This window comes from Streptomyces sp. SA15, assembly GCF_002291145.1.
Taxonomy (GTDB): Bacteria; Actinomycetota; Actinomycetes; order Streptomycetales; family Streptomycetaceae; genus Streptomyces.
In genome coordinates, this window is record NZ_NTGE01000178.1 from 17,758 (window position 1) to 30,620 (window position 12,863).

At 64.8% G+C, this 12,863-nt stretch carries 10 protein-coding genes; 8 read left to right on the forward strand and 2 right to left on the reverse strand.

Going from position 1 to position 12,863, the window contains the following annotated elements; genetic code table 11:
• Window positions 1-250 precede the first annotated feature (250 nt).
• The gene (locus CLM62_RS38665; protein WP_095754554.1) at window positions 251-1,408 is read left to right on the forward strand and encodes an NAD-dependent formate dehydrogenase; all 1,158 of its coding nucleotides are present in this window, start codon (window positions 251-253) and stop codon (window positions 1,406-1,408) included.
• 205 nt (window positions 1,409-1,613) lie between these two features.
• Here the strand turns inward: CLM62_RS38665 and CLM62_RS38670 are convergent, their stop codons facing one another.
• Window positions 1,614-3,026, reverse strand: coding sequence for an HNH endonuclease signature motif containing protein (locus CLM62_RS38670; protein WP_095754555.1), 1,413 nt, complete (start codon window positions 3,024-3,026; stop codon window positions 1,614-1,616).
• Window positions 3,027-3,473: 447 nt separating this feature from the next.
• On the opposite strand from CLM62_RS38670, the gene CLM62_RS38675 reads away from it, so the two are divergent.
• Window positions 3,474-6,551 (forward strand): DEAD/DEAH box helicase, encoded by a 3,078-nt coding sequence (locus CLM62_RS38675; protein WP_179382414.1) that lies wholly within the window; start codon window positions 3,474-3,476, stop codon window positions 6,549-6,551.
• A gap of 113 nt (window positions 6,552-6,664) precedes the next feature.
• Here the strand turns inward: CLM62_RS38675 and CLM62_RS38680 are convergent, their stop codons facing one another.
• Window positions 6,665-7,303: an ATP-binding protein gene (locus CLM62_RS38680; protein WP_095754556.1), complete on the reverse strand. Its 639-nt coding sequence runs from the start codon at window positions 7,301-7,303 to the stop codon at window positions 6,665-6,667.
• 238 nt (window positions 7,304-7,541) lie between these two features.
• On the opposite strand from CLM62_RS38680, the gene CLM62_RS38685 reads away from it, so the two are divergent.
• From CLM62_RS38685 to CLM62_RS38715, 6 genes are all read left to right on the forward strand, one after another.
• Entirely contained in the window at window positions 7,542-8,390 is an 849-nt protein-coding gene (locus tag CLM62_RS38685; protein WP_095754557.1) for a helix-turn-helix transcriptional regulator, read from the forward strand.
• Complete coding sequence (locus tag CLM62_RS38690; RefSeq protein ID WP_095754558.1) at window positions 8,387-8,599, forward strand: DUF397 domain-containing protein; 213 nt, start codon at window positions 8,387-8,389, stop codon at window positions 8,597-8,599. Before CLM62_RS38685 ends, CLM62_RS38690 begins: the two co-directional genes overlap by 4 nt.
• Window positions 8,600-9,403: 804 nt before the next feature.
• Complete coding sequence (locus CLM62_RS38695; RefSeq protein WP_095754559.1) at window positions 9,404-10,144, forward strand: DUF6879 family protein; 741 nt, start codon at window positions 9,404-9,406, stop codon at window positions 10,142-10,144.
• Window positions 10,141-10,989 carry a helix-turn-helix transcriptional regulator gene (locus tag CLM62_RS38700; protein WP_095754560.1) on the forward strand — a complete coding sequence of 283 codons (849 nt, stop codon included), beginning with the start codon at window positions 10,141-10,143 and terminating at the stop codon, window positions 10,987-10,989. The genes CLM62_RS38695 and CLM62_RS38700 overlap by 4 nt, the downstream gene beginning before the upstream one ends.
• A 545-nt stretch (window positions 10,990-11,534) precedes the next feature.
• Entirely contained in the window at window positions 11,535-11,942 is a 408-nt protein-coding gene (locus CLM62_RS38710; RefSeq protein WP_095754562.1) for a hypothetical protein, read from the forward strand.
• Window positions 11,943-12,383: 441 nt separating this feature from the next.
• A complete protein-coding gene (locus CLM62_RS38715; RefSeq protein ID WP_095754563.1) occupies window positions 12,384-12,821 on the forward strand; it encodes a hypothetical protein in 438 nt (145 codons plus the stop codon).
• Window positions 12,822-12,863: the final 42 nt, after the last annotated feature.

Here is a 12,863-nt window from a genome sequence, read left to right on the forward strand (position 1 = left end):
AGTCAGCACCCGGAGGTGTGCCGGATTCCGGTTAGTTAGGAGGTTCGGTCGGCTCAGGTGGTCACCGCGCACTGACCGCGGTCTTGCGGCCTTCGGCCCCTCCGCAGTGGGACGGCGCGGTGATCAGCGTGTTTGGGCCCGTTTGTTGTGCGGCGGGCCCGGGCACTCGGCACTGGACAGGAAGGCCGGCCGGAGCGAATGCGCGGTTACGGGGCCACGCCTGTGCGCCGGCCCTCATGGGAGTACGGCCATGGCAAAGATCCTCACGGTGCTCTATCCGGATCCCGTCGACGGCTACCCGCCCAGGTATGCCCGAGATGAGATCCCCGTCATCAGCGGTTACCCCGGAGGGCAGACGGCGCCCACCCCCCGGAGCATCGGCTTCAAGCCGGGTGAGCTGGTCGGCTGCGTCTCCGGCGAACTCGGTCTGCGTACGTTCCTGGAGGAACGGGGCCACACACTGGTCGTCACCCCCGACAAGGAGGGGCCCGATTCCGTGCTGGACCGCGAACTCCCCGACGCCGACGTGGTGATCTCGCAACCGTTCTGGCCCGCCTATCTCACCCCTGACCGGATCCGGCGTGCCCCGCGCCTGAAGCTGTCGATCACAGCCGGGATCGGTTCGGACCACGTGGACCTTCCGAGCGCCATCGAGCACGACATCACCGTCGCGGAGGTCACCTACAGCAACAGCATCAGCGTGGCGGAGCACGCGGTCATGCAGATCCTCGCTCTCGTCCACAACTATCTGCCCGCCCACGAGTGGGTCACCGCCCGACGAGGCTGGCACGTGGCCGACAGCGTCTCGCGGAACTACGACCTGGAAGGCATGGACGTCGGCGTCTTCGGCGCCGGACGGATCGGCCTGGCAGTACTCCGCCGGCTGAAGCCGTTCGATGTGAGGCTGCACTACAACGACGTGCACAGGCTGCCACCGGACCTCGAGCGGGAGCTGGGGCTGACCTGGCATACGGATGCCCACTCCCTGGCGGCCGCCGTCGACGTGCTCTCCATCCACGCGCCGCTTCACGCCAAGACGGTGAACCTCTTCGACGACGAGATGCTCGCGACCATGAAACGCGGGTCGTACATCGTCAACACGGCCCGCGCGCTGATCGTCGACCGGGACGCCGTGGTACGCGCTTTGGAACGAGGCCATCTGGCGGGCTACGCCGGTGACGTCTGGTACCCCGAGCCGCCGGAAGAGGACCACCCCTGGCGCAGCATGCCGCACGAGGGCATGACACCGCACGTGTCCGGTTCGACGCTCTCCGCGCAGGCCAGGTACGCGGCAGGAGTCCGGGAAATCCTGGAGTGCTGGTTCGACGACCGCCCGATCCGTCAGGAGTACCTCATCGTGGAGGGCGGCAGGCTTGCGGGGACCGGGGCTCGCTCGTACACGGTCTGAGGCAGACGGTGGGAGTCGGCGGGACCCTCGCCCGTGCCGGTGGCCACCGCTAAGAGAAGCGCGGCTACGTCTTCCTCCGCACCGCCACCGGCGCAGCCCTCGTCATCTGGCTCGGCACATGATCGCCCGGGCAGCCCCTAGCCGACCGGTTTAGGGCCGGCCGTACCGGGACGGGTCGCGTTTACGAGGAGGGCCACGGGGACGACTAGCCGTTCTCCATAAACGAGCGATGGCGCGAACGTGCTATCACGCGCAGCTCCTTTTGCAGCTTGTGCCGGTTCCTGCCACGCGTCTTGAGAGCGTGGCAGTTCGGACAAAGAGCGATCATGACTTCGGGGATGTCCTGTCCGGTACGGGCCAGGCCATTGACATGGTCGACCTCCAGAATGGGTTCGTCAGCGTCGGTGCGCTCGAGCGGATGTCCCTTGCAGGAGGGGTTTTCGCAGCGGCCTTCGCTGCGGAGTACCACTGCTTCCCGGGCAGCGGGTGAGCGCAGGTATCGCTCCACTTGAGCGATCTTGGATCGGCGGGTTCGGCCGGCTGCCGTCCGACGAGCGGCCGCCGCTAGCCGCTGATACCTCTCACGGGCACTAGTCCGCTTCGTCTCCAGCGTTGAGTCCACCTCAAGGGGGATGACGTCGACAGAGTCGTCGTGAAGTTGCCCGTCATCTTCGTTGAGGGCTTCGATGACCTCAGGAGGCCAGGTCTCCCGCATCGGCGAGGGCACCGGCGCGAGGATCCAAACGAACTCTCTACGCTGCCGACCGTCCTGTCCGAGGCCCCAGCGTTTCCGGCGCTGAACGACGACGGCCCAAGTCTCGAACGTCCAGTGACCTTTGTAGGGCTTGTGCCAGTAGCGCAGAGCCTTCTGCTGCTCCTGGTACTCCGCCATCCTGCGATTGCCAGCACTCAAGGTCTGGTCGCCGGACAGCCCATCGCCGGTGTAGGCAATCCAGTCCATCTCCGGAAGGCGCTGGTCAGCGTAGGGACCCTTGTCGTCCGAATAGACGGTGAGGATGCCATCCGCGAGAGGAGTGATACCCAGTACCCGATTGCCCCCATAAGCATCGGCGATTGCATCGCGATGCGGATACGGCTCCCCGGGAACAGGACGCAAGCAGGTGGCAACCTGTCCGGCCACCAACTCCTTTAGCCTCAAGGCTTCCAGCAACAAGGGAGGCGTCGGAGTGAAGAACCGAATGATCAGCGTACTGACAGCCCATGCCGCCAGCTCCAAGTCCTCGGACAGACGGTCGTAGTCCTGTTTCGGCAACCCAGCAACAGGGTTCGCCTCATCCAGGGCAGACAGCTTCGGACGCCGCCCTTGACTCGTCAGGGGAAGGTCAGCGGACTCCGCTACCTCCCACAGCTTGACCCGCTGCAGCGCCCAGAACGGATACAGCACATCCTGCTGGCCGTCGGATGAGTCGGCGAACTCGGTGAGTAGCGGCCCCACGTCCTCCTTGACCACCGACCAGGGCTGCTCCCGTGTGCGCCCGTGGACGGCTTGGGCAATTGCCCACAAGAGCAGCAGCGGGCGGTGCAGCGGTTGACCGGTGCGCCGGTTAGCGGGGCGCAGCTTCCCTATTCGCTCGATCAGATCCCGTCCGTCGGTCACTTCGCCACTCCAGCCCTCTAGTACTACCAGTAGGACTATCTGACCAGACGGCACTGACACTGCTCCCCGCACCAGCACCCACGTCGGCTCTAGGCGTTGGTGCACGACATGCGAACAAGAGCACTCACACCTGAAGCCGACGCGCGAGACTTCCCAGGTCAGATGCCAGAGCGGTTCCATCAGGAGCTGCCCTCCGGAGCCGTGTGCGCAGGCTCGAATCAGCCGAGGACCCTTTTACTCTTGCTCCCTGACGTGAACGGCTACTGGCTCCGGATCCCGGACATGCCTCGAATTGATCACCTTTCGACGCATCGCCATCGGTCGTCAGTGGCTGCTGTTAGAACTTAGCCCAAGTCGGCACGAACGATCGAAGGAGCAGTCGTGGCGGACGCGGGGGACCTGGCACAGCCTGTCGCGGGTGTGTACGAGGAGCTCATCACGCAGCGCATGCAGGCACAGATGGAGAAGTTGAGTGCAGCCGGCTGGAAGGCCATCGACGCGGACGTCAGCGAGGAGTCGTCTTCCCACGTACTCGCCCGCCACATCAGTCAGGCCATAGGACGAAGGCTCAGTCAGCTGCCGCATGACAAGCGCGTCGCCGTAGCCAACCAGATCATCGAGTCACTCGCCTCTCAACCAGCCGAGCCCGGCACCAGTGACGCTGTCGAGCTCATCGCCGAAGGACCTCGCCAACTTCTGGCTCTAGCGGAGCAAGAGGCCCCCGGCGTCTATGCCGTTCGCCCGCTCACGCCGCTCTCTGAGACAGCGCTCATCACAAACTCCCCCGAGGATCCGAGCCTCGGCAGCGAACTGAGAGCTGAACTGGCCACAGCAGACCGTATCGATCTGCTCTGTGCCTTCGTGAAGTGGTACGGCCTGCGTGTACTCGAAGACTCCCTCCGAGCTGCCAAGGAGCGCGGAGTCCCAATCCGTGTCATCACGACCACCTATATCGGCGCCACCGACCGTCACGCTCTGGACCGACTCGTCAACGACTTCGGGGCCCAGGTGAAGGTCAACTACGAGATCCGCTCGACACGGCTGCATGCGAAAGCCTGGCTGTTCCGACGTAAGAGCGGCTTCGACACCGCGTACGTCGGTAGCTCCAACCTTTCCAAGGCTGCGCTGCTCGACGGACTGGAGTGGAACGTACGCCTGTCGTCAGTGGCCACTCCGGCGGTCCTCAACAAATTTGAGGCCACCTTCGACGCCTACTGGAACGACAGCGCCTTCGAGAGGTACGACCCGGCTGACGACGGTGAGCGTTTGGACCGAGCCCTGGCCCAGGCCAGCGGGGCCCACCCCACAACTGACCTCAAGATCAATCTTTCAGGTCTCGAAGTACGCCCCTTCCCTCACCAGCGAGACATGCTCGAACGCCTCCGCATCGAGCGCGAGATCCGCGGCCGAACCCGCAATCTCCTCGTCGCCGCAACAGGAACCGGCAAGACCGTCATGGCTGCCCTGGACTATCGGAGTCTGCGCAAGAAGCTCGGCCTAGGGAATCCGAGGTTGCTGTTCGTGGCCCACCGCAAGGAGATCCTCCAACAGTCTTTGCGTACATACCGTGAGGTACTCGATGATGCCTCCTTCGGGGAGCTTCTCCATGGCGGCGAAGACCCGCGCGAATGGAATCACGTCTTCGCCAGCGTCCAGTCGCTGAATGTTCAGCGACTGGAGCAACTCGCCCCCCATCACTTCGACATCATCGTCATCGACGAGTTCCATCACGCCACGGCGACGACCTACCGCCGGGTCATCGACCACTTCAAACCGAAAGAGCTGCTGGGACTGACGGCTACTCCCGAGCGGATGGACGGGCTGAACGTCCAAGACGAGTTCTTCGACGGTCGCATCGCAGCGGAGATGCGACTCTGGGAAGCTCTAGAGAACGATCTTCTGTGCCCCTTCCACTATTTCGGCATTCCAGACGGCACCGATCTGACGAACCTCAACTGGCAGGGTGCATACACCGAAAACGAACTCGACAATGTATTCACTGGCAACCACGCTCGTGCCCGAATCGTCGTCAAGCAGATTCGCGACAAGGTCTCCAACCCAAGAGCCATGCGTGCCCTCGGCTTCTGCGTGACCAAGAATCATGCGCGCTTTATGGCCGAATTCTTCCGTAAGGCTGGATTCCAGGCCGTAGCGCTCAGCAGTGACTCATCCGCCGAGGTCCGTTCACAGGCGCTGGCTGACCTACGGGACGGAAGACTCCAAGTGATCTTCTCTGTCGACTTGTTCAACGAGGGCCTCGACATCCCCGACGTCGACACTCTGCTGCTCCTTCGCCCTACGAGCAGCGCCACGGTCTTCCTACAGCAGCTGGGTCGTGGCTTGCGTCGCACTGAGACGAAGCCCGTCCTCACTGTCCTTGATTTCATCGGTCAACACCGAGCGGAGTTCCGCTTCGAGGAGCAGTTCCGAGCTCTAACGAACCTCTCCCGCAACCGTCTCATCGACCACATCGAGCACGACTTCCCACAGCTTCCCTCCGGGTGCCAGATCATCCTGGAAGGCAAGTCAAAAGACCTCGTTCTCAACAACATCCGTACCCAACTGGGCGCCACCGTCAAGACGTTGATGAAGGAGGTCAAGGACTACAACACTCCCCGCCTCGCGGACTATCTGCGGGAGAGTCGTCGGGAGGTCAAGGAGCTATACAAGAGCGACAACTCCTGGACATCGGTCCTACGCAAGGCAGGTCTGGTCGAGGAACCGGCCCCGTCCGGAGAAACGGCACTCCTCAAGCGCGTCCACGCCTTCCTTCACGTCGACGATCCAGAGCGCGCCCAGGCCTACCTTCGCCTCCTCGGCGACGACGCTCCGGCTTACGAGGCACTGTCTCCGACCGACCAGGCATACGCCCGCATGCTCTTTTTCAACCTGTGGGACAACGCAGGTGGCTTCACGAGTTTCCAGGAGGGCCTCGAATCGCTACGCCCCCAGCGGGTGTTCCGCGACGAGCTGCGGCAGGTCCTGTCGTACGTCATCGACCAATCCGACCACTTTCCCATTCCACTGTCAGGCCATCACCGCGACATCCCGTTGAAGGTGCACAGCGCCTATAACCGCTCCGAGATCCTGGCCGCGCTCGGCGTCGCCCGCTTCGGCGGTCAGATGCCCAGATCTTTCGCCCAAGGTGTGCAGTGGGTCGAGGAAATCATGACCGACGCCCTGCTCATCACTCTGGAGAAGAACGAGAAAGACTTCTCCCCGACGGTCCGCTACAAGGACTACGCCCTGAGCCCCACGCTCTTTCACTGGGAGTCCCAGAACGCGACGGCTGACAGTTCACGCACGGGCTTGCGGTACCAGAACCACGTGCAGCAGGGCAGCCATGTCCTTCTGTTCATGCGCCGCTACAAGAACACCGACATCGGCAAGTCGCATCCCTGGATGCTCCTCGGACCGGCTACGTACGAGGAGCACACGGGCAGCAAGCCGATGGCGATCACGTGGCGCTTGGAGCATGAGCTTCCGGCCGACGTGTGGACGTACTCGGCCATTGCAGCAAGCTAATTCCCAGTGGCTCACTGTCAGTACGATCAGCTGACGTCAAGGCTTACGCCCACGGTGCCGATGGGCACGCAGGCCGGACACTGGCAGCGCCGCTCAACTTCGAAGTCCCGGCTTCACAACTCGTTACCGGACAGCTCTGCCTCGAAGTGCATCTGGGCGCGGTCGAGGACCTCGTCCACGTCGCAGCCGTGCGCTCGAAGCCAGTGGAGGAAGTCTGCGATGACATCGATCACCGCTTCCTCGGCCACAGCCGTGCTCAGTCTGCCCAGGCTTGAACCGCAAGGCCGTTTCGACGCCGCGTAGAGGTCTAGGAATGCCTGAGCCCGCGCCACACTGGGACCTTCGACGTGGCCGGTCGGTGAGGTGAGCCCTGTTGCCAGCTCACACCACGTCACCTTCCGGTCAGGACGAAGTTGAACGCCCCAACGGTCGGCCAGAGCGTCGACAAGGGCCATGCCGCGTCCACCCTCCGAGTCGGAATCCGCGGCCATTAGCGTGGGGAGGGCGCGTGTGTCGGGGTCGTGGACTTCAATGCGCAGGTACGTGCCGTTCATGGAGACCGCGAGTGTGGCCGGCGTGCCGTTGCCGACGTGCGTGATGACGTTGGACACGAGCTCGCTGACGCAGAGCTGGGCTCCGTCGGTCACTTCGTGCAGTCCCCAGAGCCCCAGGTGGAGTCGCATGACGCGCCGCAGGGCGGCTACTTCCTCGGGTTCGGCCGAGAAGGCCAGGTCCCACGGCTTTCGTGACATACACGCTTCCTGGATCACGAGGACCTCTCTCGTCGCATGTCGCCTCCGCTCTGACCTCACATGACCAGCGGAGCGTTACGCGCACTCACGGTGAGTCGCGTTGCTCGCTAGGATGACCTCAGCTCATCCCGTTCTGCAATGTGCACGGCGGGATTCCCACTTCCGAGTGATTGGCAAGCACGCCCCTTGGCGTGAGACTGAACACCCGCTACTCCACAGATGGTTGAGAGGATTTGAGATGGCCGGTTCACCGACGGCACGCCGCCGCCGTCTCTCGATCGAGCTGAAGAAGCTCCGAGAGAAGAGCGCACTCACCTGCGCTCAGGTCGGCGAGGCGCTGGACTGGAGCGGCTCCAAGGTCAACCGTATGGAGACGGGCAGCGGCCGGGTCCAACCGTCGGACATCGATGCCCTGTGCCGGTTCTACGGCACCACCGACGAGCTGCGCGAGTTCCTCAAGTCATTGGCCCGGGAGGCCAAGACGCGTGGTTGGTGGCAGGTACACGGCTCCGGCGTCCCCGAGTGGTTCAACATCTACATCGGTCTGGAGCAGGAAGCCTCCACGTTCCGCCAGTACCAATGCGAGCTGGTCCCAGGCCTCATGCAGACCGAGTCGTACACCTGCGAGCTCCACAAAACGGGAGCTCACATGTCGGCCGAGGACATCGACAAGGCAGTGCGTGTACGCATGGAGCGCCAGACCATGCTGACGGGAGCCGACGCCCCCGATGCCTGGTTCATCGTGAACGAGGGCGCTCTGCGCAACGTCATCGGGGATCGAGCACTCATGCGCGAGCAGCTTGAACGCGTCCTGGACATGAGCGAGTTGCCGAGCGTCACCTTGCAGGTGCTTCCCTTCGACTCAGGCACCTATCCGGTCACAGGTTCCTTCACGATGCTCGGCTTCCCCGACCCGGAAGACCAGGACCTGGTGTACCGGGACGGCATCACCGATGCCGTGTACTTGGAAGGCGAGCATCATGTTCGTGAGTACACGAGGGCATTCGACGGCTTGCGAGCCGCAGCCCTCAGTCCTCAGCGTTCTGCCCAGCTGATCAACTCCGTTCTGAAGGAACACACAAGGTGAGCACTGCAAAGCCCAAGGACGACGGCCGCCTGACGTGGTTCACGTCGACGTACAGCAACGGCGCGGGAGGCGAATGCGTCGAGTGCGCATTGACCGATGCCTGTGCGCTCGTGCGCGACTCCAAGAGCGCGAGGGGTCCCGTGGTCACGGTTCGAAGTGGTGCCTGGTGTTCCTTCGTGGAGGCTTTGCAGCACGGCAAGTTGGCGTAATCCCATATTCGTCTTCAGGAACGAGGCGCGCGCATATCTGTTCCTCAGACGTCCGGGCCCTGGTGGCTTGCCATTACTGATTGCTCGTTCGCTGAAGGCTCACCCTGGCTGTGTGACGGATCCGCTTGGTGCGGCCCTCGGCAGCAAGGAGCGTGAGGGCTGCGGAGGGGATGGTCGCCGCCCGGGGAGACGGGGTTTCGGCGATCTTGAGTTGCAGCCAGTTGGATGCCTCTGCGAGGGATGCGGGATCCCACGGCGGGGTGAGCGCGATGGCTCGTAGAAGGGCCCATTTCCCGAAGGCGCTGGGTCAGGAAGGCGTTGTCGGCTGTTACCTGGGCGACTGATTCAGCCCAGGCGTCGTAGGCCGGGGTCAAGTAGAGAGTGGCGGCTTGTCGATCGATGGGGCATGTCCGGTCGGGTGGTGTCGCGACCTGGACTGGCGACTCCGGACGGTCAGCACGAGGCCGACGACCGGGATCGAGGGGTGATTGGCAGATCTGTTCCACCCCCGCGAAGGAAAACCCCAGGTGAGGCGGCCGTGCCGGTGGAACAGATCTGCCAATCACTCGGTGAGCGTCCGGGCCCCGCGCAGATCGCGTCGTGCCCCGGGGCCGCGGCCTCGTGCAGCCGCCCGGACTCCGGCAGTCCGGATGGCTACACCACGCGGCGGGACGCCACGTCGCCACTCCCGCTTGCGCGCAATTCACACCCCCCGCGCTGGATGCGCAATCTGCTGCAATCCTTGGATGCACCCGGGCGTACCCAAGCATCCTGGATTTCCAACGAGCGCATACGGAGGGCCACATGACGCTCAGGTTCATCGGTACGACCAGCGACGACGGTGACTGCCCCACCCTGTACGACATCGAAGGAACGGACGAGGTCCTCGTCCAGGGCGAGCGGGAGACTGACCCCGAGCACCTCGCCCAGCTGCGGGACGTCAAGGAGTCCGAGACCTTCGTCCGCGTGCCGCGCAGCCTGCTGACCCGTTACGCGCCCAGGAGTGACGCCCCCGAACTCCAGCCGTTCGCCTCGATCTCTCACCTCTTCAGCGACTTCAAGCACACCGCCTGGCGCCTGGAGACGCGCCGAGGCTACGCCTCCGACCGAACCAGCCCCAAGTGGCGGCGGTTCCTGGCGGGCGAGGACATCGCCCAGGACCCGGACAACGCCTGGCGTGAGAACGTCCGCGCGCAGACGGCGACGGGCAAGCGGTTCGAGCGCGTACGCCTGGTAGACGAACCGCCCACCCAGGGGCAGGAGTTTCTCCTCGCGAGCGCCCCGAGCAACGTGGCCGCGGGGGAGGACATCCGCATCCTGAGTCGCGCCCAGGCGCAGGAATTGCGGCTGCCTGACTACGACTTCTGGCTCTTCGACTCCAAAATCCTCGCCCGCTTCGCGTTCGACGACGAAGACACCACGCTCGGCGTGTACGTCACCGAGGACCCGGCCGAAGTCCTCGCCGCCTGCCAGGCTCGGGACGCCGCCTGGCACCATGCTGTGCGTACCGAAGAGTTCGCCAGGCGGGTACGTTCCACCGTGTGAGCACGGACTACCAGACCGCCAGAGAAGCCCTCGGCGCGCGGCTGCGCGAGCTGCGCACCGAGGCCGGTCTGGAAGGCAAGGATCTTGCCGCCAAGCTGGGCTGCCAGCCCTCGAAGGTCTCCCGGCTCCAGAACGGCAAGCAGACCCCGACCGCAGCCGACCTGACCGCGTGGGCGCAGGCCTGCGGCAGGCCCGACGTAGAGGATGAGCTCCAAGGGCTGCGGGCCGGGCTTGAGATGAAGCAACGGCACCGCTCTTGGCGGCGCCAGCTGGCCGGCGGACACCGAGGCCGCCAAGAGATCGCCGTACGGCAGACCGAGGCCACGAAGGCAATCCGCGGGCTCGAGGTGTCGCGTGTCCCGGGGCTGTTCCAGACGCCGGAGTACGCCAGCGTCATCTTCGACGCCAACGCGGAGTTCCGGGGTATCCCCCCGACCACCGAGGCCGCCGTCGAGGCCCGGATGCGCCGCCAGGAGGCGCTGTACGACCCTGAGAAGACCTTCCGGTTCCTCGTGTGCGAGGCCGCCCTGTACCACCGCTCATGCCCTGCGGACGTGATGGCGGAGCAACTGGACCGGCTGTACAACCTGGTGGGCCAGCGCCGGATTGAGCTGGGCATCCTCCCGTTCGGCGTACAGTTGCGCCGCACGGCCCCGCACGCCTTTTGGATCTACGACCGAAGGCTGGTCATCGTCGAGACGATCAGCGAAGAGCTGTGGCTCACCGGCGATGAGGACATCCAGCTGTACGAGCGGGCGTGGGACTGGCTCGCCGAGTCCGCTGAGTACGGGGCGCCTGCACGCCGCCTGATCGGCCGGGCGAGGGCTTCCTTGGACCTGTCGTAAGCAATCGACCGCAAACGCTGGGTCCGTAGGTGCAATCGCACGCAATCGCCAGACAGGCGCGCAATTGCTCGGCCTAACGTCCTGGTCATGGTCACGAAGCCCATCACCGGAACGACCCGGCAGGCAGGCCAGGACTGGCTCCTCTCCTGCACTCGCAACCCCACTGACGTGCGTCGGGCGTGGGCAGCCGAGGACTACGCTCGAATTCCGAGTGGCGAGCACTGGCGCGTAGTCGAGGGCCCGTTGCTCCGCTCTGTCAGAGCCATGAAGCACGTGAGCAGACGGCAACTCGGCCCCGTCCTGGTCGATGTTGGGACGGCACAGGCCTGGTGGCTTGTATCCCCAGGTCTCGGTGACGAACTGGACGACCTACGACAGCTGACAGTGCGCCCGCCCGGTTGGCTGCTCGCCTGCCCGCCGGTTCTATACGCAATCGACGAGCGCGCATGGCTGGAACGCCCGGACGGATCCGGTCGCCTCACCGACCCCGGGGCGCTTAGAGCAGCCTTCGTCCAAGGCGGACGACCTCTTGCGGAGGCACTCGGATGACGACCCCCGCAACCTCCTCCTGCACACCGGTCGACGAGCCCCACGCCCCGCAACTGGGCCAGCTCCTCGTGGGGTCAGCGGCCGGCCTCCGCGACCGCACCGCGGTACGGGCCCTCATCGAAGAGGAGAAGCTCCTCGTCCGCGACAACGTCCGTGCAGCGCTCGTGACGAAGCAAGACGGCGTCATGACATGCCGGTGGGAGAGCATGGCCGGACGCCTCTACTCGCTCGGGCTCGACGATGGCGAGCGCGCGTTTCTCGGGCTTGTGCTGTCGATCGTGGGCGTACGGCAGAGCTACCTCTCCGCCGTGGAGCACCTCGACGAGCGCCGCTTGAAGATCGTGCTCCAGGCGATGATGCGTCTGAACGGCAACGACCGGATCGCCATCGGCGCGCGATTGTGAGCCTTCGCGGTCGGCATCCTGCCCGACCCCACGGAAGAGACGGCCATCTCGACGCTCCAGTTGGCCGTTCGCTGACACCCAAATTCCCTCGGACGACCCGGGCGACGTGGCCAAGGTCCTGTCGCGACAGATGAGCTGTCCGGCGTCTGCGCAGGCTCAAACCGTACGAGATCTGATCGAGATCGGCCGCAGCAACTCCCCCCGCCCAGCAAGGCGTCGGCTTGATCTCCATTTTCCCGCTGTGTACGGGCTACGCCACGTTGCTCGGCGGTCTACACGCTCCCTCTCCCTGAACGCACGAACCGCATTCGGCACTCCGGGAGAGGGCCACCCAAAGGTCCTCCAACTGTGAGGTGAACCCGTGCTCCGCACAACCCCGCCAGAAAGGCCGCCCGGCCCAACCCCGCCCAGGAGCGGCGTGAGCGTGAAGGAGGCGGCACGATGACTACCGCCGTCGCCTCAGAAACGCGCACTGGCCGCTCTCTCGTCACCGACGCCGAGTTCGACGTGCTCGCCGCGTTCTGCGCCGACGAGTACGGCCTGGAACGCTGTGTCGCCGAACGCGTCGTCGACCAGGCGCTTGCACTGGTCTTCGTCATGGGCTCGACGGGCGAAGGTGCCGCCATGGCGCCGTCTCAGCAGGTCGACCCCGGATGGCACACGCTCATCCTGCACACGAGTTGGTACGCCGACTGGTGTGAGCGGAACTTCGGCTGCTTCCTGCACCACCAGCCGAACTCGAAGGTCCGCACACGCGGTCTGATGGTCGACGTCGTGGACAAGATCAGGTCCGCCGGGTTCGAGGTCGACGAACGGCTGTGGGGCACGGCTGCGGAATGCAACGCGCCCAGCTGCTGCGGCGACGGCCCCTGCTGCTGACTCGCACTCCCCCGCAGAGCGGGTCGGCCCACCCCCGGCCGG